Source organism: Mycobacterium sp. 1164985.4 (assembly GCF_001668575.1).
Lineage (GTDB): Bacteria > Actinomycetota > Actinomycetes > Mycobacteriales > Mycobacteriaceae > Mycobacterium.
In genome coordinates, this window is record NZ_LZMD01000085.1 from 157,724 (window position 1) to 177,370 (window position 19,647).

The 19,647-nt window shown below is 68.5% G+C and carries 21 protein-coding genes; 13 read left to right on the forward strand and 8 right to left on the reverse strand.

Annotation, left to right across the window (positions count from 1 at the left end):
* The first annotated feature begins 4 nt into the window (after positions 1–4).
* Together A5650_RS19350 and A5650_RS19355 are read left to right on the forward strand one after the other, a co-directional pair.
* The gene (locus A5650_RS19350; RefSeq protein ID WP_067295122.1) at positions 5–811 is read left to right on the forward strand and encodes a biotin--[acetyl-CoA-carboxylase] ligase; all 807 of its coding nucleotides are present in this window, start codon (positions 5–7) and stop codon (positions 809–811) included.
* A gap of 20 nt (positions 812–831) precedes the next feature.
* Positions 832–1,350: a PH domain-containing protein gene (locus A5650_RS19355; RefSeq protein ID WP_067295125.1), complete on the forward strand. Its 519-nt coding sequence runs from the start codon at positions 832–834 to the stop codon at positions 1,348–1,350.
* On the opposite strand, the gene A5650_RS19360 is transcribed toward A5650_RS19355, so the two are convergent.
* Positions 1,305–1,982, reverse strand: coding sequence for a GtrA family protein (locus tag A5650_RS19360; protein ID WP_067295129.1), 678 nt, complete (start codon positions 1,980–1,982; stop codon positions 1,305–1,307). The two genes, A5650_RS19355 and A5650_RS19360, sit on opposite strands and share 46 nt — an antisense overlap.
* Before the next feature lie 103 nt (positions 1,983–2,085).
* Between A5650_RS19360 and A5650_RS19365 the strand changes: the two genes are divergently transcribed.
* From A5650_RS19365 to A5650_RS19375, 3 genes are read left to right on the forward strand one after another with little or no spacing between them, the layout of a single operon-like run.
* Positions 2,086–3,306: a 5-(carboxyamino)imidazole ribonucleotide synthase gene (locus A5650_RS19365; RefSeq protein ID WP_286150388.1), complete on the forward strand. Its 1,221-nt coding sequence runs from the start codon at positions 2,086–2,088 to the stop codon at positions 3,304–3,306.
* Positions 3,299–3,811, forward strand: a complete 513-nt coding sequence (gene purE / locus A5650_RS19370) for a 5-(carboxyamino)imidazole ribonucleotide mutase (protein ID WP_067295132.1) — start codon at positions 3,299–3,301, stop codon at positions 3,809–3,811. Before A5650_RS19365 ends, purE begins: the two co-directional genes overlap by 8 nt.
* A 51-nt stretch (positions 3,812–3,862) precedes the next feature.
* Positions 3,863–5,026, forward strand: coding sequence for an acyl-CoA dehydrogenase (locus A5650_RS19375; protein WP_067295135.1), 1,164 nt, complete (start codon positions 3,863–3,865; stop codon positions 5,024–5,026).
* A gap of 25 nt (positions 5,027–5,051) precedes the next feature.
* Here the strand turns inward: A5650_RS19375 and A5650_RS19380 are convergent, their stop codons facing one another.
* Both A5650_RS19380 and A5650_RS19385 read right to left on the reverse strand, forming a co-directional pair.
* Complete coding sequence (locus tag A5650_RS19380; RefSeq protein WP_156744201.1) at positions 5,052–5,774, reverse strand: TIGR03089 family protein; 723 nt, start codon at positions 5,772–5,774, stop codon at positions 5,052–5,054.
* Between the two features lies 1 nt (position 5,775).
* Complete coding sequence (locus A5650_RS19385) at positions 5,776–7,245, reverse strand: LCP family protein (protein WP_067295138.1); 1,470 nt, start codon at positions 7,243–7,245, stop codon at positions 5,776–5,778.
* A 115-nt stretch (positions 7,246–7,360) separates the two neighbouring features.
* On the opposite strand from A5650_RS19385, the gene rfbD reads away from it, so the two are divergent.
* Genes rfbD through manB form a run of 3 tightly spaced genes read left to right on the forward strand, consistent with a single transcriptional unit; the run spans position 7,361 to position 10,176 of the window.
* A complete protein-coding gene (gene rfbD / locus A5650_RS19390) occupies positions 7,361–8,197 on the forward strand; it encodes a dTDP-4-dehydrorhamnose reductase (RefSeq protein ID WP_067295141.1) in 837 nt (278 codons plus the stop codon).
* A gap of 18 nt (positions 8,198–8,215) precedes the next feature.
* Entirely contained in the window at positions 8,216–9,103 is an 888-nt protein-coding gene (locus A5650_RS19395; protein ID WP_067295144.1) for a glycosyltransferase family 2 protein, read from the forward strand.
* Positions 9,100–10,176 (forward strand): mannose-1-phosphate guanylyltransferase, encoded by a 1,077-nt coding sequence (gene manB / locus A5650_RS19400; RefSeq protein WP_067295146.1) that lies wholly within the window; start codon positions 9,100–9,102, stop codon positions 10,174–10,176. The genes A5650_RS19395 and manB overlap by 4 nt, the downstream gene beginning before the upstream one ends.
* Positions 10,177–10,227: 51 nt before the next feature.
* On the opposite strand, the gene A5650_RS19405 is transcribed toward manB, so the two are convergent.
* The 3 genes from A5650_RS19405 to cofD are packed head-to-tail and all read right to left on the reverse strand — an operon-like array spanning position 10,228 to position 13,144.
* Positions 10,228–10,764 carry an NUDIX hydrolase gene (locus A5650_RS19405; protein WP_067295149.1) on the reverse strand — a complete coding sequence of 179 codons (537 nt, stop codon included), beginning with the start codon at positions 10,762–10,764 and terminating at the stop codon, positions 10,228–10,230.
* Positions 10,761–12,128, reverse strand: a complete 1,368-nt coding sequence (locus A5650_RS19410; RefSeq protein ID WP_067295151.1) for a coenzyme F420-0:L-glutamate ligase — start codon at positions 12,126–12,128, stop codon at positions 10,761–10,763. Before A5650_RS19410 ends, A5650_RS19405 begins: the two co-directional genes overlap by 4 nt.
* A complete protein-coding gene (gene cofD, locus A5650_RS19415) occupies positions 12,125–13,144 on the reverse strand; it encodes a 2-phospho-L-lactate transferase (RefSeq protein WP_067295153.1) in 1,020 nt (339 codons plus the stop codon). Before cofD ends, A5650_RS19410 begins: the two co-directional genes overlap by 4 nt.
* A 449-nt stretch (positions 13,145–13,593) precedes the next feature.
* Here cofD and A5650_RS19420 point away from each other — a divergent pair, with 449 nt between their 5' ends.
* Positions 13,594–13,854: a WhiB family transcriptional regulator gene (locus tag A5650_RS19420; protein WP_231967551.1), complete on the forward strand. Its 261-nt coding sequence runs from the start codon at positions 13,594–13,596 to the stop codon at positions 13,852–13,854.
* Positions 13,855–13,863: 9 nt separating this feature from the next.
* Here A5650_RS19420 and A5650_RS19425 read toward each other — a convergent pair whose 3' ends face one another.
* Complete coding sequence (locus A5650_RS19425) at positions 13,864–14,286, reverse strand: metallopeptidase family protein (RefSeq protein WP_067295474.1); 423 nt, start codon at positions 14,284–14,286, stop codon at positions 13,864–13,866.
* Between the two features lie 157 nt (positions 14,287–14,443).
* Here A5650_RS19425 and A5650_RS19430 point away from each other — a divergent pair, with 157 nt between their 5' ends.
* The 4 genes from A5650_RS19430 (at position 14,444) to manA (ending at position 18,684) form a co-directional block, all read left to right on the forward strand.
* Positions 14,444–14,863 carry a DUF3499 domain-containing protein gene (locus A5650_RS19430; protein ID WP_067086792.1) on the forward strand — a complete coding sequence of 140 codons (420 nt, stop codon included), beginning with the start codon at positions 14,444–14,446 and terminating at the stop codon, positions 14,861–14,863.
* A gap of 71 nt (positions 14,864–14,934) precedes the next feature.
* Complete coding sequence (locus A5650_RS19435; protein WP_067295158.1) at positions 14,935–16,359, forward strand: phosphomannomutase/phosphoglucomutase; 1,425 nt, start codon at positions 14,935–14,937, stop codon at positions 16,357–16,359.
* Entirely contained in the window at positions 16,356–17,453 is a 1,098-nt protein-coding gene (locus A5650_RS19440) for a TobH protein (RefSeq protein WP_067295161.1), read from the forward strand. The genes A5650_RS19435 and A5650_RS19440 overlap by 4 nt, the downstream gene beginning before the upstream one ends.
* A 4-nt stretch (positions 17,454–17,457) precedes the next feature.
* A complete protein-coding gene (gene manA, locus A5650_RS19445; protein WP_067295164.1) occupies positions 17,458–18,684 on the forward strand; it encodes a mannose-6-phosphate isomerase, class I in 1,227 nt (408 codons plus the stop codon).
* Between the two features lie 3 nt (positions 18,685–18,687).
* On the opposite strand, the gene A5650_RS19450 is transcribed toward manA, so the two are convergent.
* Positions 18,688–19,638, reverse strand: coding sequence for a DUF808 domain-containing protein (locus tag A5650_RS19450; RefSeq protein ID WP_067295167.1), 951 nt, complete (start codon positions 19,636–19,638; stop codon positions 18,688–18,690).
* Positions 19,639–19,647: the final 9 nt, after the last annotated feature.

A 19,647-nucleotide genomic window follows, 5' to 3' on the forward strand; every position in this document is an offset into this window, starting at 1 on the left:
CGCGATGACCACACAACGGCTTCCGCTCGACATCGCAACGCTGCGCGAGCAGGTCGGCAGCGGTTCGCAGACGTGGCGGCGCATCGACGTGGTGGACGAGACCGGATCGACCAACGCCGACCTGATCGCGCGAGTCGCGCGTGGCGAGGACATCGAGGGCGCCGTGCTGATCGCCGAGAATCAGACCGCCGGCCGAGGCAGGCGGGGCCGCAGCTGGTCGGCGATACCGTTCGCGCAGATCACGATGTCGGTGGGGATCGACGCCACCGCGGTGCCCAGCTCGGCGTGGGGCTGGTTGCCGCTGGCGACCGGCGTGGCCGTCGTCGACGCGGTGGCCGACACGGGCGTGTCTGCGGGCCTGAAGTGGCCCAACGACGTTCTCGCCGGCGAGGGCAAGCTGGCCGGGATCCTGGCCGAAGTCGCGGCCGGGCAGCGGGCCGTGGTCGTCGGCGTCGGGCTCAACGTCTCGCTGCGCGCCGAGGACGTCGGCGTCGAGGGGGCCGTCTCGCTGGTCGATCTCGGGGTCCCGGCACCCGACCGGCAGCGCATTGTCGTTCGACTGCTGCACGAACTGGGCAACCGTCTCGAATCGTGGCGGCGCGCCGGGGGAGCGGACGCCGGGCTGGCGGCCGACTACCGCGCCGCCAGCCTGACGCTGGGGCGGCGGGTCCGCGCGCTGCTGCCCGGCGAGCAGGAGATCGTCGGTGTGGCCCGTGACGTCGACGACCAGGGCAGGCTCGTCATCGAGTCCGACGGACGGCCGGTGACCGTTTCGGCGGGCGACATCGTGCATCTGCGTCCCGACCAGTGACTTCGTCCTAAAGTCATCGCATGGGTTACCCGGACAACGTGCTCGCGTCCGACGAGCAGGTGGTGCTGCACCGCCATCCGCATTGGAAGCGGCTCATCGGGCCGGTCCTGATCCTGCTCGTCGTGACGGCGTTGGCCGCGTTCGGCGGCGGCTACGTCAACAGCACAGGCTGGGACCAGACCGCCCGCAACGTCGTGCTGATCGTGATCGCCGCGATCTGGCTGATCATCGTCGGATGGCTGACGCTCTGGCCGTTCCTGAACTGGTGGACCACGCACTTCGTGATCACCGATCGCCGCGTCATGTTCCGCCACGGCGTGTTGACCCGCTCGGGCATCGACATTCCGCTGGCCCGGATCAACAGCGTCGAGTTCCGGCACGCGCTGCTGGACCGCATCTTGCGGACCGGCACGTTGATCATCGAGTCAGCGGCGCAGGACCCGCTCGAGTTCCACGACATCCCGCGAGTGGAGCGCGTCCACTCGCTGCTGTATCACGAGGTCTTCGACACCCTGGGCTCGGAGGAGTCGCCCAGCTGAGTCACCTTGCCGGCGTGTCGGCCGGGACGGCGCAGCGGCGTGACGTTCCCCTCGCCGTCGACGTGATCGAGGTGCTCGTGGTGGTCCTCCATGAGCTCGGCGAGCCCGCCCGCGGTGAGCGACTCGACCGCCTTGTCGGGGTTGCGGCCGAACTCGTCGGGGAACACCCAGCGCCGGAACGCCCAGAACCGGAAGGCCATCTGCAGCAGGTTGCCGATGATGTAGGCGGCGATGAAGTCGGCGATGTTCTCGACGGTCAGGCTGACCTCGGGCACCCGCAGCATCAGCACGTAGCTGGAGAACCACAGCGGGGCCATGCTCAACAGCACGCCGACGCCGGAGAAGCCGAAGAACAGCAGCGCCTCGTGATGACGCTCGCGGCCGCCGCGGTCGCGGAAGCTCCACTCGCGGTTGAGGATGTAGGACGCGATCACCGCGACAATGCCCGCGATGATCTTTGCCGTGACCGGCTTGGGCTCGAGCACCGTGAGCTTGAGCGTGTAGAAGACGGACGTGTCGATGATGAACGTCGTCGCGCCGACTATCGCGAACTTGATGAGTTCGTGATGCCGCTCGAAGTACGGCCGTACCGGTTTCGGCAGCCGCGCGATCGTCGCATCGGTAAAGGACACAACAGGGCAGTGTACGTAAATCCGGCAGCCTACGTGTACCCATGCAGGTCGCGGTGGGTACGCGGGGGCCGACCCGGACCGGTCGTCATGACACCATGTGGACGTGTCGCAGAACCCCAAAGGGCCCCCGGTGGTCGCCATGGTCGGCGGTGGTCAGCTGGCCCGGATGACTCATCAGGCCGCGATCGCGCTCGGCCAGACGCTGCGTGTGCTCGCGGTCGATGCCGGTGACCCCGCCGCGCAGGTCAGCCCCGATGTGGTGCTGGGCACACACACCGATCTCGACGCGCTGCGCCGTGTCGCCGCCGGCGCCGATGCGCTGACCTTCGACCACGAACACGTGCCGACCGAGCTGTTGGAGAAGTTGCTCGCCGAGGGCGTCAACGTGGCACCGCCGCCGTCGGCGCTGGTACACGCCCAGGACAAGCTGGTCATGCGCCGCAGGCTGGAGGCGCTCGGCGCGCCGGTGCCGCGGTTCGCGGCGGTCGAGGAGCTGGCCGACGTCGACGCATTCGCCGAGCGGGTCGGCGGCCCCGTGGTCGTCAAGACCGTGCGCGGCGGCTACGACGGGCGGGGAGTCACGCTGGCCGCAGACGTCGCCGAGGTGCGCGACGCCGCGCAGCGGTATCTGGACGGCGGGGCGCAGGTCCTGGTCGAGGAGAAGGTCGCGATGCGGCGCGAACTGGCCGCCCTGGTGGCGCGTTCGCCGTTCGGGCAGGGCGCCGCGTGGCCGGTGGTGGAGACCGTGCAGCGCGACGGCATCTGCGTCGAGGTGATCGCGCCTGCGCCGGGTCTCGACAACGAATTACGTTCGACAGCAGGGCAATTGGGGCTAAAGCTTGCTTCTGAGCTCGGTGTCGTCGGCGTGTTGGCCGTCGAGCTGTTCGAAACCGTCGACGGCGCGCTGCTGGTCAACGAGCTCGCTATGCGCCCGCACAACTCCGGACACTGGACCATGGACGGCGCGTACACAGGTCAGTTCGAACAGCACCTGCGCGCGGTGCTCGACTATCCGCTCGGCGACACCGCGCCGATCGCTCCGGTCACCGTCATGGCGAATGTCCTTGGCGCGCAGGAGGCTCCGGCGATGACGATGGACGAGAGGCTGCATCACCTGTTCGCGCGGATGCCCGATGCCAAGGTCCACCTGTACGGGAAGGCCGAGCGGCCGGGCCGAAAGATCGGCCACGTCAACGTGCTCGGCGCAGCCACCGGTTCGCTGGGCGACGAGGCGTACGTCGCCTATGTGCGCGAGCGCGCGGCCAGGGCGGCACACTGGTTGTCGCACGCGGAATGGACGGACGGATGGGACCCACATGAGTAGCGCTCCTGCGCCGCGCGTCGGCCTGATCATGGGCAGCGACAGCGACTGGTCGGTGATGGAGGACGCGGCCGACGCGCTCGCCGAATTCGAGGTGCCGTTCGAGGTCGGCGTCGTCTCGGCGCACCGGACGCCGGTCCGGATGCTCGAATACGCGCAGAGCGCGGCCGACCGCGGTATCGAGGTGATCATCGCGGGCGCGGGCGGGGCGGCGCACCTGCCCGGCATGGTGGCGTCGGCGACGCCGCTTCCGGTCATCGGCGTCCCGGTGCCGCTGGCCAAGCTCGACGGGATGGACTCGCTGCTGTCGATTGTGCAGATGCCCGCCGGCGTACCGGTGGCCACGGTGTCGATCGGCGGCGCGCGCAACGCCGGGTTGTTGGCGGTGCGGATCCTCGGCGCGGCGGACAGCGCGCTGCGCGAGCGGATGCTGCGGTTCCAGGCCGACCTGCACGACACCGTGCTGCAGAAGGACGCGGCCCTGCGCGAGCGCCTACTCGGCGAATAGGTGGACGGGGCCCTCGAGAGTAGGGTTACCGGCGAGTAGCAAGGAGTTTTCATGGCCATCGGCAACCCGTCGTTCGACCTCTTTCAGCTCTCCGACGAGCACAACGAACTGCGCGCGGTGCTGCGCGACCTCTGCGAGAAGGAGATCGCCCCGCATGCGGCCGACGTCGACGAGAAGGCGCGCTACACCGACGAGGCGCTCGCGGCGCTGACGTCGTCGGGCATGGCCGCCATCCACATCCCTGAGGAGTACGGCGGTCAGGGCGGCGATTCGATCGCGGCCTGCATCGTGATCGAAGAGGTCGCCAGGGTGTGCGCGTCGTCGTCGCTGATCCCGATCTGCAACAAGCTCGGCACCATGGGCTTGCTGCTGCGCGGCAGTGAGGATCTCAAGAAGCAGGTGCTGCCCTCGATCGCCGCGGGTGAGGCCGTCGCCTCTTATGCACTCTCGGAACGCGAGGCGGGCAGCGATGCCGCCTCGATGCGCACGAGAGCCCGCCGCGAGGGTGACGAGTGGGTGCTCAACGGCGCCAAATGCTGGATCTCCAACGGCGGCCAGTCGACCTGGTACACGGTGATGGCGGTGACCGACCCGGACAAGAAGGCCAACGGCATCTCGGCGTTCATCGTCCACAAGGACGACCCCGGCTTCTCCATCGGCGCCAAGGAGAAGAAGATGGGTATCAAGGGATCGCCCACTACCGAGTTGTACTTCGAGGACTGCCGGCTTCCGGCCGACCGGATAATCGGCGACGAGGGCACCGGATTCAAGACCGCGTTGGCCACCCTCGACCACACCCGCCCGACGATCGGTGCGCAGGCGGTCGGCATCGCGCAGGGCGCACTCGACGCCTCGATCGCATATGTCAAGGAGCGCAAGCAGTTCGGCAAGCCGATCGGCGACTTTCAGGCCGTGCAGTTCATGCTCGCCGACATGGCGATGAAGATCGAGGCCGCCCGGTTGACCGTGTATTCCGCGGCTGCTCGCGCCGAACGCGGCGAGCCCGACCTCGGGTTCATCTCCTCGGCGTCGAAGTGCTTCGCCTCCGACGTCGCGATGGAGGTCACCACCAACGCCGTGCAGTTGTTCGGCGGCTACGGCTACACCACCGACTTCCCCGTCGAGCGGTACATGCGCGACGCCAAGATCACCCAGATCTACGAGGGCACCAACCAGATTCAGCGCGTGGTGATGTCGCGCGCCCTGCTGAAGTAGCCTCTCGCCGGAGAACGCGCGACGGTCAGCCCTTGGTGACCTTCTCCGTCGCCCTGCGCCGATCGGCCAGCGCGGGGTCGGGGTTGGCCACCTGCACCAGCGAGGCGCCGGCGGCGAAGACGCCCAACAGGTGCTCGACTAGCTCGTCGGCGGAATTCCAGCCGGCACTGGACAGCACGCGATCGGAGGCGGTAATCCCTTGCGCGGCAGCAGCTTCAAGAGCCGCGGCGAGCACCTCGTCGACCCCGCGGCCGTTCAATGCGGGACCGGGGGAGCGCTCGGGCACGATCTGGTCGCCGTGGACCCGGACGGCGGTGGCGTAGTCGGTCACCCCGACCGGCAGGTCGGCCGCGGGCTTGCCGAACGGGTCCAGCGAAAGCACCGCAACCTCACCTATTCCGCTGCCCATCGCGACGATCTCGTCGGCCTCGGCCAAGCGATCCGCGGTGCACAGCGCGACGTCGGCGGGGCCGTCGGCACCGAGCACGACCTCGGCGCCGATCCACCAGATGCCGAAGTACACCGCGGCGCTCTGCCAGTGTGCGGGCAGCAGAACCGCGACGCGCGTCGACGGTCCGGCGCCCAACTCGTCGCGTAACAGGTTGGCGGTCTTGGCGGCCCAGTTCGCGAGCGTGGCGGTCGACAACTCGATGCGTTCGCCGGTGGCGTCGTCGTAATAGGTGATCCGCGGGCCCGCCGGGTCGGACGCCATGAGCGGGTCGAGGATCGCTCCGCTGAGCGTGGTCACGCTAGTTGATGCACGCGGGATCGTCGGACCCGGCGGTCAGGATCGGCGACGGCGGCGGCGGTGCGGTCTCGGTCGAGCCGACGGTCACGGAGTCGGCGGCCAGCGTCGGAACGCTGCTCCCGTCCAAGCCGGAGCCCGGACCCGTGTAGTCGTCGGCGAGCACCACCCGCACGTTGCCGGGCGCCACCGACGGGTCCTCGACGATCGCCAATCCGCCCAGATCCTCCGAAACAGCCTGCGCGCCAAGGTCGTCGCTCTTGGGGGCGCGGACCTGGCTGTTGGCCACCGGATCGCCCTCGTGGTTGCCCGTGGGGCCGGGGGTGAAGCCCTTGTTGGTCAACACCTGCGACACCGAGGCGGCCAGGCCGTTGACTTCGGTGGCGTTGACCACCTCGACGGTGGTCTTGTCGGGCGAGTAGGCGATCTCCTCGGTCTTACCCTGATCCTGCTCGTGCAGCAGGCTTTCCACCCAGCTCTTGACCTCGCTGGGGTCGACCCGCACGACGCTCTGCATGCCGTCGTCGCTCCAGCCGTTCTCTTGCAGCACCGGAATGGTGGCGAACGCAACGTTGCCCGCGGCCAGCTTCTGCAGCTGCTCGGCGAATTCCATGACGTCCCAACCGTCGGACAGCACCACCGAGCGCTGGACCGCGTCCTGAAGTCGGTTCAAAGTGGACGGGCTCGACAGCGTCTTGCCCGAGATCACCTCGTGGGCAAGCGAAGCCATCACGGCTTGTTGGCGCGTCACCCGGTCGAGGTCGCCGCGCGGCAGGTCGTGTCGTTGGCGCACGAAGCTCAGCGCCTGCGGACCGTTCAGCTTCTGCCAGCCCGCCGGAAAATCGGCACCCGAAAGAGGTTCGTAGACCGCCTCTTTCAGACACACGTTGACGCCGCCGAGGGCTTCGGTGATCAACGCGAAGCCCAACAGGCCGACCTCGGCGTAGTGGTCGACCGTGACGCCGGTGAGGTTGGCGACGGTCTTGATCAGGGCTTCGCGGCCGGCCTCGGTCGCCTGCGGCTCGGCCTCGGCGGGGTCCATACCCTTTCCCTCGACGAGCTCGGTCATCTTCTCCAGATGTTCCGAGCCGTAGACGCCATTGATCTTCATCTTGCCGATACCTGGCGCCTCCACATACGAGTCGCGGGGAATCGAGATGGCGGTGGCGGACTTTCCGTTGTTGGGCACGCGGATCAAGATGATCGTGTCGGTGTTGGTCGACTCGTCGTCGCCCGCGCGCAGCGTGGCCAGCTCTTCCTGGGACAGGGGATTGCCGTGCGCGTCGGTGCGGCTGTCCAGCCCGACGAGCAGGATGTCGATCGCGCCGTCCTCACCGCCCTCGCCCAGCGCGATCGACGAGATGTGATTGATACCGGACTCGAACGAGCGGATCTTGCCCCACGCGACGCCGGTACCGACCACGATCGCCAAGGCCGCGGACACGGCGATGACACGAAGCATTCGACCGGGCATCAGCCCAGGCTACTGGGGAGACGGGCACAGAGCGGGTAGCGCGACTCGGCGTGCCAGACTCGTGACCGTGTCTTTTTCCGAGCCGGCCCGAATCGTGATCCCTGGCGCAGGCGGGATGGTGGGCCGTGTTCTCGCAGGTCAGGCCCGCGGGCAGGGTCGGGAGGTGCTCACTCTGGCGTCGTCGGAACTCGACATCACCGACGCGGCGGCCGCCGAGCGTGTCATCGCCCCCGGAGACGTGGTGATCAACTGCGCCGCATTTACCCAGGTGGACGCCGCAGAGACCGAACCGGACCGGGCGTACGCCGTCAACGTGGCGGGGCCGGCCCACCTCGCGCGGGCGTGCGCGTCCGCCGGGGCGCGCCTGATTCACATCTCGACCGACTACGTGTTCTCGGGCACACTGCACCGTCCATATGAAATCGACGACGAGACAGGACCCGTGAACGTCTACGGCCGCACCAAACTCGAGGGTGAGCGGGCGGTGTTGGCCGCGTTGCCCGGTGCGCACGTCGTCCGCACCTCGTGGGTGTACGAAGGCGGCGAGGGAACCGATTTCGCAGCGGCCATGCGGCGCAAGGCCGCCGGTGACGACACGGTGGAGGTGGTGGCCGATCAGATGGCGTCCCCGACCTACGCCGGTGACCTCGCCGTGGCGCTGTTGGAGATCGCGGACGGCGCGATCCGCGAACCGGTGCTGCACGCCGCCAACGACGGTGAGGCGAGCCGCTACGACCAGGCGCGGGCGGTGTTCGAGGCCGTCGGTGCCGATCCCGAGCGGGTGCGACCCGTCACCAGCAAGCCTCGGCCGGCGCGGCGGCCGCCGTATTCCGCGCTGTCGGGTCGACGCTCCACCGAGGCGGGCCTCACGCCGCTGCGACCGTGGCGCGAGGCGCTGCAGGATGCGCTGTCGAGGTTCGGGCGTGACGGCCCGTTACCCTCGACGCCGTGAGTTCGGAACCGGTGCCGCATGAGTGACGAGTTGATCGTCGTCACGGTGACGTACTCACCCGGCCCGCATCTCGACCGGTTCCTGGCCTCGCTGTCGCACGCCACGGACCGGCCGGTGACCGTGGTGATGGCCGACAACGGTTCGACCGACGGTGCGCCCGAGGAGGCGCTCGCGCGTTATCCCAACGCCCGATTACTGCGCATGAGCGGCAATCTCGGCTATGGCAGCGCGATCAACCGCGCCGTCGCCGAGTATGTCAACGACTCCGACAACAACGACTTCTTCGTGGTGGCCAACCCCGATGTGCAGTGGGGTCCGCGCAGTATCGACATCATGCTCGAAGCCGCCGGCCGGTGGCCGCGCGCGGGTTCGCTGGGGCCGCTGATCCGCGACCCCGACGGTTCGGTGTATCCCTCGGCGCGCCACCAGCCGAGCCTCGTGCGCGGTGGCATGCACGCGGTGGTGGGGCCGTTCTGGAAGTCGAACCCGTGGACAGCCGAGTACCGCCAGGAGCGTCAGGAGCCCAGCGAACGCCCGGTCGGCTGGCTGTCGGGATCGTGTCTGTTGCTGCGCCGGTCGGCGTTCGAGGAGATCTCGGGCTTCGACGAGCGCTATTTCATGTACATGGAGGACGTCGACCTCGGAGATCGGCTCTCGCTGGCCGGCTGGCAGAACGTGTACGTCCCGTCGGCCGAGGTTTTGCACGCGAAGGGTCACGCGACCGGCAAGGACCCCGCGCGCAACTTGGCCGCCCATCACACGAGCACCTACACTTTCCTCGCGGATCGGTACCCCCGGTGGTGGCAGGGTCCGCTGCGGTGGACGATCCGGAGTTCGCTCGCCGCGCGCGCGGGCCTGGTGGTCCGCCACTCACGTCGCAGAGGGGCGAAAGGACGGCGCAAGTGAATCCTGCACAAGTCGACGCCGTCATCCTCGTCGGCGGCCTGGGCACCCGGCTGCGGCCGCTCACCCTGTCCGCTCCCAAACCGATGCTGCCCACTGCCGGCCTGCCGTTCCTGACGCATCTGCTCTCGCGTATCGCCGAGGCCGGCATCGAGCACGTCGTGCTCGGCACCTCGTACAAGGCCGCGGTGTTCGAATCCGAGTTCGGCGACGGGTCGAAGTTCGGGTTGCAAATCGAGTACGTGGTCGAGACCGAACCGCTGGGCACCGGCGGCGGCATCGCCAATGTCACCGGCAAGCTGCGCCACGACACCGCGCTGGTGTTCAACGGCGACGTGCTGTCGGGCGCCGACCTGCGCGCGCTGCTGGACAGCCACGAGAACAACGCCGCCGATGTGACGCTGCACCTGGTGCGCGTCGGAGACCCGCGTGCGTTCGGGTGTGTGCCAACGGACTCCGACGGCATGGTGACCGCGTTCCTGGAGAAGACCCAGGACCCGCCGACCGATCAGATCAACGCCGGCTGCTACGTGTTCAAGCGCGAGGTCATCGACCGCATACCCAAGGGCCGCGCTCTCTCGGTCGAACGCGAGGTGTTTCCGGGCCTGCTGTCCGATGGGCTTCGGGTGTGCGGCTACGTCGACTCCACCTACTGGCGCGACATGGGCACACCGGAGGACTTCGTGCGCGGTTCCGCCGATCTGGTGCGCGGTATCGCGCCGTCACCCGCGCTGGGTGGGCACCGCGGTGAGAAACTGGTGCACGACGGCGCCGGCGTCGCGCCCGGTGCGCTGCTGATCGGCGGCACCGTGGTCGGTCGCGGCGCCGAAATCGCCGGGGGCGCAAGGCTGGACGGCGCGGTGATCTTCGACGGCGCGCGGGTGGGTGCCGGCGCGGTGATCGAACGCTCGATCATCGGGTTCGGGGCCCGCATCGGTCCGCGAGCGCTGATCCGCGACGGCGTGATCGGCGACGGCGCCGACATCGGTGCGCGATGCGAACTGCTGCGCGGCGCGCGCGTGTGGCCGGGAGTGACGATCCCCGACGGCGGAATCCGGTTCTCGACCGACGTTTAGCAGCGATTTGGGTGCACTACCGATCGCCGAGCGATCGGTAGTGCACCGAAATCACCGATCGCGGGCGGCCGCCGCCAACTGGGTGAGGCCGAAATCGCAATCGGCCGGCAGTGCGTCCAGCGGCCACCATCGCAGGTCCAAAGACTCGTCGCTGACCACGATTTCGGCGTCGGCAGGGGCGCGCACGATGAACTGCATGTCGAGGTGGCGGGTCGGCACCCCAAGCGAGCATGTGACGGGATGAACGTGAAGCGCGGCCATCACCGGATCGATGGTGAGGCCCTCGATGCCGGACTCCTCGGTGGCTTCCCGCAAGGCGGCGGCGACGACGTCGGAATCGGTTGGTTCACAATGCCCGCCGAGTTGCAGCCACCGCCCGAACCTCGGATGCAGGGTCAGCAGCACCCGTGTGCCGGTGTGGTCGAGCACCAGCGCCGATCCCGTGATGTGACCGGGTGCGCACTCGCGAAGACAGCCGTCGGCGCGGGCGGCCAGGAACGCCAGCACCGCATGCCGCAGAGTGTCCTGTGCGGGGTCCGGTGCATGCCAACGGGTCAACGTCTCGACGGCCGAGGTGTGCAGGCTCACTTGCGCACCAGCAGTCCGTCGGTCGGCACGGGAGCGCGCGGACCGGGCGGTGTGTCGTCCTCGGGGTAGCCGATCGCAATCGCGCCCAACGGTTCCCAGGCATCGGGCAGATCGAGCTCGTCGCGGACGATGTCGGAGGCGAAGATCGTCGACCCGATCCAGCAGCTGCCGACGCCACGGACGGCCAACGCCACCAGCAGCGCCTGCACCGCGGCACCGACGGCGACGGTGAACATCGTGTGCTCGGCGGCGGTGCGGTCGGCGTCCGGATAGCTGTGCACACCGTCGGGCACCAGAAACGGGATGACGACTTCCGGTGCGTCGTAGAGGATCCGGCCGCGTTCGACGCGGCGTTCGACGGCATCGGCGGGGCGCCCGTCGGCCGAGAGGTCGGCGCGCCACTTGTCCTTCATCCGGTCCAGCAATGCCAAGCGTCGGGTCTGGTCCTGTAACCACACGAACCGCACCGGCCGCGTGTGGTGGGGAGCCGGCGCGGTGAGCGCTTCGCCGACAGCAGATTCGACGAGTTCCGGCGCCACCGGTTCGGCCGAGAACCGGCGTACCGACCGGCGCAGCAGCTGCGCCTGGCTGCGGCCGAGCGCGATGGCCTCCTCGGTGCCGAGCCAGAACAGGTCTTCCTCGCCCGCCCGCACCAGGCGGCGCGCGGTGGAACCGTCATCGGGCAGCTGCAGCCCCCGCACCACCGCGACCGGGATGTCGGTCAGCTTGCCCTTCACCAGATCCGCGGCCGCGGCGATCTCGTCGGCGACGGCGATCTCGGTGACGATCAGTTCGTTGCCGTGCCGGTCGACCGAACCGCCGTACCCGTGCAACACGGTCAAACCGGCGGCGCCGATGGCGACGTCGGTCTGCCCGTTGCGCCAAGCGCGGCCCATCGTGTCGGTGACGACGACCCCGACCGTCACGCCGAGCCGTTCGCGCAACGCCGACTGCAGCGCCCCCGCGCTGGCGTCGGGATCGACCGGCAGCAGCGCGAGTTCCGCCGCGTCGACGTTCGAGCCGTCGACGCCCGCCGCCGCCTGAACCAGGCCGATGGCGTTCTCGGTGATCAGGGTGCGGCCCTTGCGCGCCAGCACGCGCACCGCCTCGGCATCGATCAGCTTGCGTCGCAACGCGTCGCGCTGCTCGGGGTCGATCGGCGCATCGACGATGCGGCCCTCACACTTCGACATCACCTTGCTGGTGACCACGAGGATGTCGTGGTCGCGCAGCCACGGCGCGGCCGCGGCGATCGACGCCGCGAGATCGTCACCGGGACGGAACTCGGGCAACCCCGGGACCGGCAGCAGTTCGACCGCGGCGGCGGTGCCGTGGTCACCGCGGGGCCCTGAAGGTTCGGTCATGGCTTCACGCCTGCCAGATCCATTCCCGCGCGGACCATTTCGCCGGTGGCGCCGGGATCGGTCATCAGCAGCGGCACCGCTCGGACGCCGACCCCTTCGATGTCGGCGTGATCGCCCTCGTGCACCAACCAGCCATCGAGGATGCCGACCCCGGAGCGGGCGCCGTAGTGCCTGCCGACGGCTTCGGAGGTGCTCGGCACGCCGATCACCGACAGGCATTCGTCGGCCATGCCCCGCAACGGCTTTCCACCGATGATGGGGGAGTAGCCGATGACGGGCGCTGGGGTCGAGCGCAGTGCGCCGCGGATACCGGGCACCGCGAGGATCGCGCCGATGCTCACCACCGGGTTCGACGGTGCGATCAGGACGACATCGGCCGATTCGATCGCCTCTGCGACGCCGGGCCCGGCGGTGGCCTTGTCGGCGCCGACGAAAGCGAAGCTGTGGGTTGGGACTTTGGCGCGGTAGCGCACCCACCACTCCTGGAAGTGGATCGCGCGTTTCTCGCCGGCGTACTCACCGGGTCCGGGATCGGTGATGACGACGTGGGTTTCGCTGCGGTCGTCACTGGCGGGCAGCAGCGTGGCCCCCGGTGCCCATCGCGTACACAGCGCCTCGGTCACTTGCGACAGCGGATAACCGGCACGCAGCATTTGGCTGCGCACCAGATGTGTCGCCAGATCCCGGTCGCCGAGCCCGAACCAGTCCGGCTGTACTCCGTAGGCCGCGAGTTCCTCCTTGGCATGCCAGGTTTCGTTGCGATGCCCCCAGCCGCGTTCGGGGTCGATACCGCCGCCGAGGGTGTACATGCACGTATCGAGGTCCGGGCAGATCCGCACGCCGAACATCCACGCGTCATCGCCCACATTGACCACTGCAGTCAATTCATGCTCAGTAGTATCATCAGTCCCAGCAGCACCTTTCGCGCCACCGAACTGACCGAGGCCCAAGAGCTGTTGCACGCCAAGCAGGAACCGGGCGCCACCGACGCCGCCGACCAGTACCGTGACCTTCACATCGACCGAGCGTAGGCCGTCCAATCGGATTGGGTATCGGCAGGAGTCGGCCCCGAACAGCGATGGATTCGAGTGTGATGGACACGCCGAGGTCACGACTCGCCGTAATTCGATCACGGAATGGTATGAATTCCTGTTCTAGAGCTTGACCAGGGCAGCTGACGCGTGTGTAATCACACCAGTGTCATTTCCCGGTAGGCCATCCGGTTCCGGTGCCGCAGACCGAGATTCGATCACTTGTTCGAATTGGATGTGTCCTACAGATTCGTGGGGCGCTCATAGGGGATCAACGAGACCAGGTGAGGAGGCGGAAGATGTCTTTTGAGTACAGCGATTTCGATCGTTTGGCTCGGTTCGACGCCCGAGTCTTCGGCTCAGTAGACAGCGCGCCGCACGCCCATTCGGAACCGGCACCGGTTGAGACGCCTCGGCGTCCGCAGTTAAGTCTGGTGCCCGATCCGATCGAAGTGGCGCCGGCACTGACACCCGAGGATGAACTCTGGCAGGAGAAGGCGCTGTGCGCTCAAACCGACCCGGAGGCGTTCTTCCCGGAGAAGGGTGGCTCGACGCGCGAAGCCAAGCGGATCTGCCAGGGCTGCGAGGTGCGCGACGCGTGCCTGGAGTACGCCTTGGCGCATGACGAGCGCTTCGGCATTTGGGGCGGGCTGTCCGAGCGCGAGCGCCGCCGCCTCAAGCGCGGAATCATCTGAGCCGCGGGGTCAATCGTCGTCGATCGTCGGATCGATGACGGAGGGCTCGACGCCCAGAAAGGTGGCGACCTGAGCCACCAGGATTTCATGCAGAAGCTCCTCGAGCTCGACGGAATCTTTGGCCCGCCGCTCGATCGGTTTGCGGAACAGCACAATTCGCGCGCGTGTGGCGTTCCCCCTGACGTCCACGCCCGCCGGGATCAGCCGGGCCAGCGCGATCGGCCCGTCGGCGATCACCTCCGGCGGCCACTGCACACTGTCGGGATCCTTCGGCGCGATGCGCGGGATCTCGTCGACCGCCACATCCAGCGCCGCGAGTCGGTCCTGCCAACGCCGCTCGATCGGCTCGTAGGCCTCCAGCACCGCCATGTCGAACCTCTCGGCCCGACTGCGCCAACCCGGCACCGTCGGGGGGAGTAACGGCCCGCGCATCTCGCGGCCCCGGCGCGAGCCCAGGTGTCCACGCTTGGCCACCGCTGGGGTGCTCCTTTCGTGCGGGATGAACTGGATCGTAACGGTTCGAGATCGACGGTCCGCAGGCTGCGCGTGTCCGGCGGCAAGCGGAGTGCGGCCACGATAGCCTTCCGCTGTGAACGTTCCCCGTCGCTGTTGCCGGCCCGGGTGTCCGCACTATGCGGTCGCGACGCTGACATTCGTCTACGCCGACTCCACTGCGGTCGTCGGTCCCCTCGCGACGGTGGCCGAACCGCACTCTTGGGACCTGTGTGTCGTGCACGCCGGCCGCGTCACCGCCCCTCGCGGTTGGGAACTCGTGCGTCACGCTGGCCCGTTGCCTTCTCACCCCGACGAAGACGACCTGGTCGCGCTCGCGGATGCGGTCCGGGAGGGGCGTGATGTCGCTCCGCCGATCAACCGGGTGGCCACCGGGTTCTCCGACCCCGTCACCGGAACCCCGGGCGGTTCGCTGATGGCGCCGCCCGCCCGGCGACCGGAGTCGAACGGCCGCCGCCGAGGCCATCTGCGCGTGCTGCCGGACCCCACGGACTAGACGGCCTGCACGTCTGCCCGGACGGTTAGGCTGGCGCCAGTAGTTGTCCGTGTCACAAGGAGTCCCTACCCGTGCGCTCTTCGCGCAAGCGCTCATCGCCGTCCCGGCCCGCCGCGGCGGTTCATCGCGTCATCAAGGCCTATGACGTGCGCGGCCTGGTCGGAACGGAACTCGACGAGCCGTTCGTCGCCGACGTGGGCGGCGCCTTCGCGCGCCTCGTCCGCGACGGCGCATCGCAAGTGGTCGTCGGCTACGACATGCGGGCCAGTTCGCCCGCACTGGCCGCGGCTTTCGCCGACGGTGTGACCGCGCAGGGCCTCGACGTGGTGCGGATCGGCCTTGCCTCGACCGACCAGTTGTACTTCGCGTCGGGCCTGCTGGACTGCCCAGGTGCGATGTTCACCGCCAGCCACAATCCGGCCGCCTACAACGGCATCAAGCTCTGCCGGGCCGGGGCCAAACCGGTGGGCAAGGACACCGGGCTGTCGACCATCGCCGACGAGGTGATCGCAGGTGTCCCCGGCTACGACGGCGCGCCCGGCACCCTCAGCGACCGCGACGTGCTGGCCGACTACGGCGAGTTTCTGCGCTCGCTGGTGAGCCTGGCCGACATGCGTCCGCTCAAGGTCGCCGTCGATGCGGGCAACGGCATGGCCGGCCACACCACCCCCGCGGTGCTGGGCCCGATCGCACCGATCACGCTGGCGCCGCTGTACTTCGAACTCGACGGCACCTTTCCCAACCACGAGGCCAACCCGTTGGACCCGGCCAACCTGACCGATCTGCAGTCTCACGTCGTGCAGACCGGCGCCGACATCGGATTGGCCTTCGACGGCGACGCCGACCGGTGTTTCGTCGTCGACGAGAAGGGGCATCCGGTCTCGCCGTCAGCGGTGACCGCGTTGGTTGCCGCGCGGGAACTCGGCAGAGAGATCGGCGCCACGGTGATTCACAACCTGATCACCTCGCGGGCAGTGCCCGAACTGGTGACGGAGCGGGGCGGTACGCCCGTGCGCAGCCGTGTGGGCCACTCCTATATCAAGGCACTGATGGCCGACACCGGGGCGATCTTCGGGGGCGAGCATTCGGCGCACTACTATTTCCGCGACTTCTGGGGCGCCGACTCCGGCATGCTCGCCGCGCTGTACGTGCTGGCCGCGCTCGGCGAACAAGACCGGCCGCTGTCGGACATGATGGCCGACTACCAGCGCTACGAGGCGTCCGGCGAGATCAACTTCACGGTCACCGACGCCGAGCGATGTGTGGACGATGTGCTCAAGGCGTTCGGCACCCGGATCCATTCGATCGACCACCTCGACGGGGTGACCGTCGACCTGGGCGAGGGCACATGGTTCAACCTGCGGATGTCCAACACCGAGCCGTTGCTCCGGCTCAACGTGGAAGCCCGCAGCGCCGACGAGGTCGACGAGATCGTCGGAGCGGTCTCCGACACCGTGCGCGCTCGGGTGCCGTCGAATTCCGAGGCGGCGACGTGACTTCGGGTCCGTCCTCGGCCGCGACCATCGACCTCGACGACGTCGACGGCCTGCTCGGCGCCGACCGCGAGGGTCTGCTGCGCGCCGCCGCGATGGCCGGCGCCCAGGTTCGCGCCACCGCAGCCGCGCTCATGGAGGGCGAACTCGAATCGCTGCGTTCCGACGGGGCGCCCCGCACCGTGATCTGGGTTGCCGGGCGCGGCAACGCGGAGACGGCAGGATCGCTACTGGCGTCGGGCTGGGGGGCTTCGGTGGCTGCGCCCATCGTCGTCGCCGCCGAGGTGCCGCCGTGGATCGGTCCGCTCGACGTCCTCGTCGTCGCCGGTGACGACGCTGGCGATCCGGCTTTGGTGAACGCCGCCGCCACCGGAGTTCGGCGCGGTGCCCGCGTGGCGGTCGTCGCCCCGTACGAGGGGCCGCTGCGCGACGTCGCCGCGGGCAGGGCGGCGGTGCTGGCGCCGCGGATGTGGGTGCCCGACGAATTCGGATTCGTGCGCTACCTCGCCGCCGGGCTCGCGACGCTGGCCGTGGTCGATCCGACCATGCACGTCGACCTCGAGGCGCTGGCCGACGAACTCGACGCCGAGGCGCTTCGCAACAGCGCGAACCGCGAACTGTTCACCAACCCGGCCAAGACACTGGCCGAGCGGATGTCAGACCGCGAGGTGGTGCTGGCCGGCGACAGCGCGGCGACGCTGACATTGGCCCGGCACTGTGCGGCGATTCTGTTGCGCCTCGCCCAACGTGTGGTCGCTTCTGTGGGCTTCGGGGACGCGCTGGCGATGCTGAGAGCCAGTGCGTCGGTCACGGACCGGGAGCGGTCGATCTTTCACGACGAAGAGTTCGACGGTCCGCTTCCGCGCCGGATGCGGACGCTGGTGTTGACCACCGACGCGGAGCGGTCCTTCGTCGCGGCCCGGGCGGCGGAGATGGACGACGTCGACGTGATCAGCGCGCAGGACGTACCGGAACTGCCGGAGGCAGCGGCGGTACCGGATGCGTCGACGGCGGCGGGCAGCTTGGAGCAGCAACTGGCCATGCTCGCCGTCCGCTTGGAGATGACCGCCGTCTACCTGAAACTAGTTCGAGGTTAGCCAAGTGCACTTGCTACGCGGAGCGGTGCGGACCTATGCCTGGGGGTCCCGTACGGACATTGCCGAGTTCACGGGAAGACCAAGTCCCACAGCGCATCCCGAGGCTGAGCTGTGGTTCGGCGCCCATCCCGGTGACCCGGCCATGCTGGAGACCGCCGACGGGGAGCGTTCGCTGCTCGACGCCCTGCACGACGATCCCGAGGGGCAGCTGGGCGCGGCGGTCTGTGCGCGCTTCGGCGATACGTTGCCGTTTCTGGTCAAGGTGTTGGCCGCCGACGAACCGTTGTCGCTGCAGGCGCATCCCAGCGCCGAGCAGGCCGTCGAGGGTTATGAACGCGAGAACAAGCTCGGCATCCCCGTTTCGGCGCCCAACCGCAACTACCGCGATCCCAGCCACAAACCCGAATTGATCGTCGCCGTACGCCCGTTCGAGGCGCTAGCCGGCTTCCGGCCCGTCGCGCGCACCATCGAGCTGATGCGGGCGCTGGAGGTCAGCGACCTCGATCCGTTCGTCAACCTGCTCTCGGGTCAACCGGACGGTGACGGGCTGCGCGCGTTGTTCACGACCTGGATCACCGCTCCGCAACCCGACCTCGACGTCCTGGTGCCCGCCGTGATCGACGGCGCAATTCAGTATGTGCGTTCGGGCGCAAGCGAATTCGCCGCCGAGGCCAAGACAGTGCTCGAACTCGGCGAACGGTATCCCGGCGACGCCGGCGTGCTGGCGTCACTTTTGCTCAACCGCATCACGTTGAAGCCCGGTGAAGGTATCTACCTGCCCGCGGGCAACCTGCACAATTATCTCAGCGGTGTGGGCGTCGAGGTGATGGCCAACTCCGACAACGTGTTGCGTGGTGGGCTGACCCCTAAGCACGTCGACGTCCCGGAGTTGTTGCGTGTGCTCGACTTCACGCCCGCCGAGGACTTGGTGGTCTGCCCGGAGAAGGTCGAAGACGGTATCGAGTGGGTGTATCACACGCCGGCGCAGGAGTTTTCGCTGTCGGTGCTGCACATCGAGGGTGAGCGCCTCGGCCACGAGATCGACGCGCCGACGCGCCACGACGGCCCGCAGCTTCTTCTGTGTGCCGAGGGCTCGACCGTCGTACACGCCAAGGGCGGCACCGTCACCCTGAACCGGGGGTCTGCGGCGTGGGTGCCCGCCGACGAAGGGCCGATTCGGCTCGCCGCGACCGAGCCGACGAAGTTGTTCCGGGCGACGGTCGGTATCTAGCGCTCAGTGCGCCTCGTCGCCCTTGCTGCGTCGGCCGAACGGCAGCACATGCACCACCGCGAGGACGACCGCGCCCACCAGTAGCCCGACGACCGCTGAGGCGGCGGTGTTGACCAGCCACGCCAGCACCCCGCCGATTCCGCCGACGGCATGGTGCACGCTCTCCTCGAGGTGGTGCACGAGGCCGTACGGCAGATGCCAGCCCAGCTCGTCGGTCCCGAGCAACAGGATGTGGCCGCCGACCCACAACATTGCGACCGTGCCGATCAACGACAGCGCCGCAAGCAATTTCGGCATCCCGGCCACCAGGCCGCGGCCGACCTTCTTTGCGAACTTGGAACTGCGCTGAGCCAGCCGAAGGCCGATGTCGTCCATCTTCACGATGCCGGCGACGACGCCGTACACCGCGATGGTGATGACGATGGCGACGAAGACCAGGATGGTCAAGCGCGGCCAGAACGACTGGTCGGCGACCTCGTTGAGCGCGATCACCATGATCTCTGCCGACAGGATGAAGTCGGTGCGGATGGCGCCGGTGACCATGAATTTCTCGGCGTCCGCGCCCGAACCGGCGACCGGCGCGGCGTGGTGGTCATGGCCCCGGATTCGGCCCCATACTTTCTCGGCGCCTTCGTAGCAGAGGTACGTGGCACCCAGCATCAACAGCGGTGTCAGCAGCCACGGCACGAACTGGCTGAGCAGCAGCGCCGCGGGGAGGATGAAGACCAGTTTGTTGCGCAGCGATCCGATCGCGATGCGCTTGATGATCGGCAACTCACGCTCTGCGGCCAGGCCGTGGACGTACTGCGGCGTCACGGCGGTGTCGTCGACGACGACGCCGGCGGCCTTGGCGGTCGCCCGTCCGGCGGCCGCGCCGATGTCATCGACGGATGCGGCGGCCATCCGCGCCAGCACCGCGACATCGTCGAGAAGTCCGAACAATCCTGCGCTCATCGCGTCTCC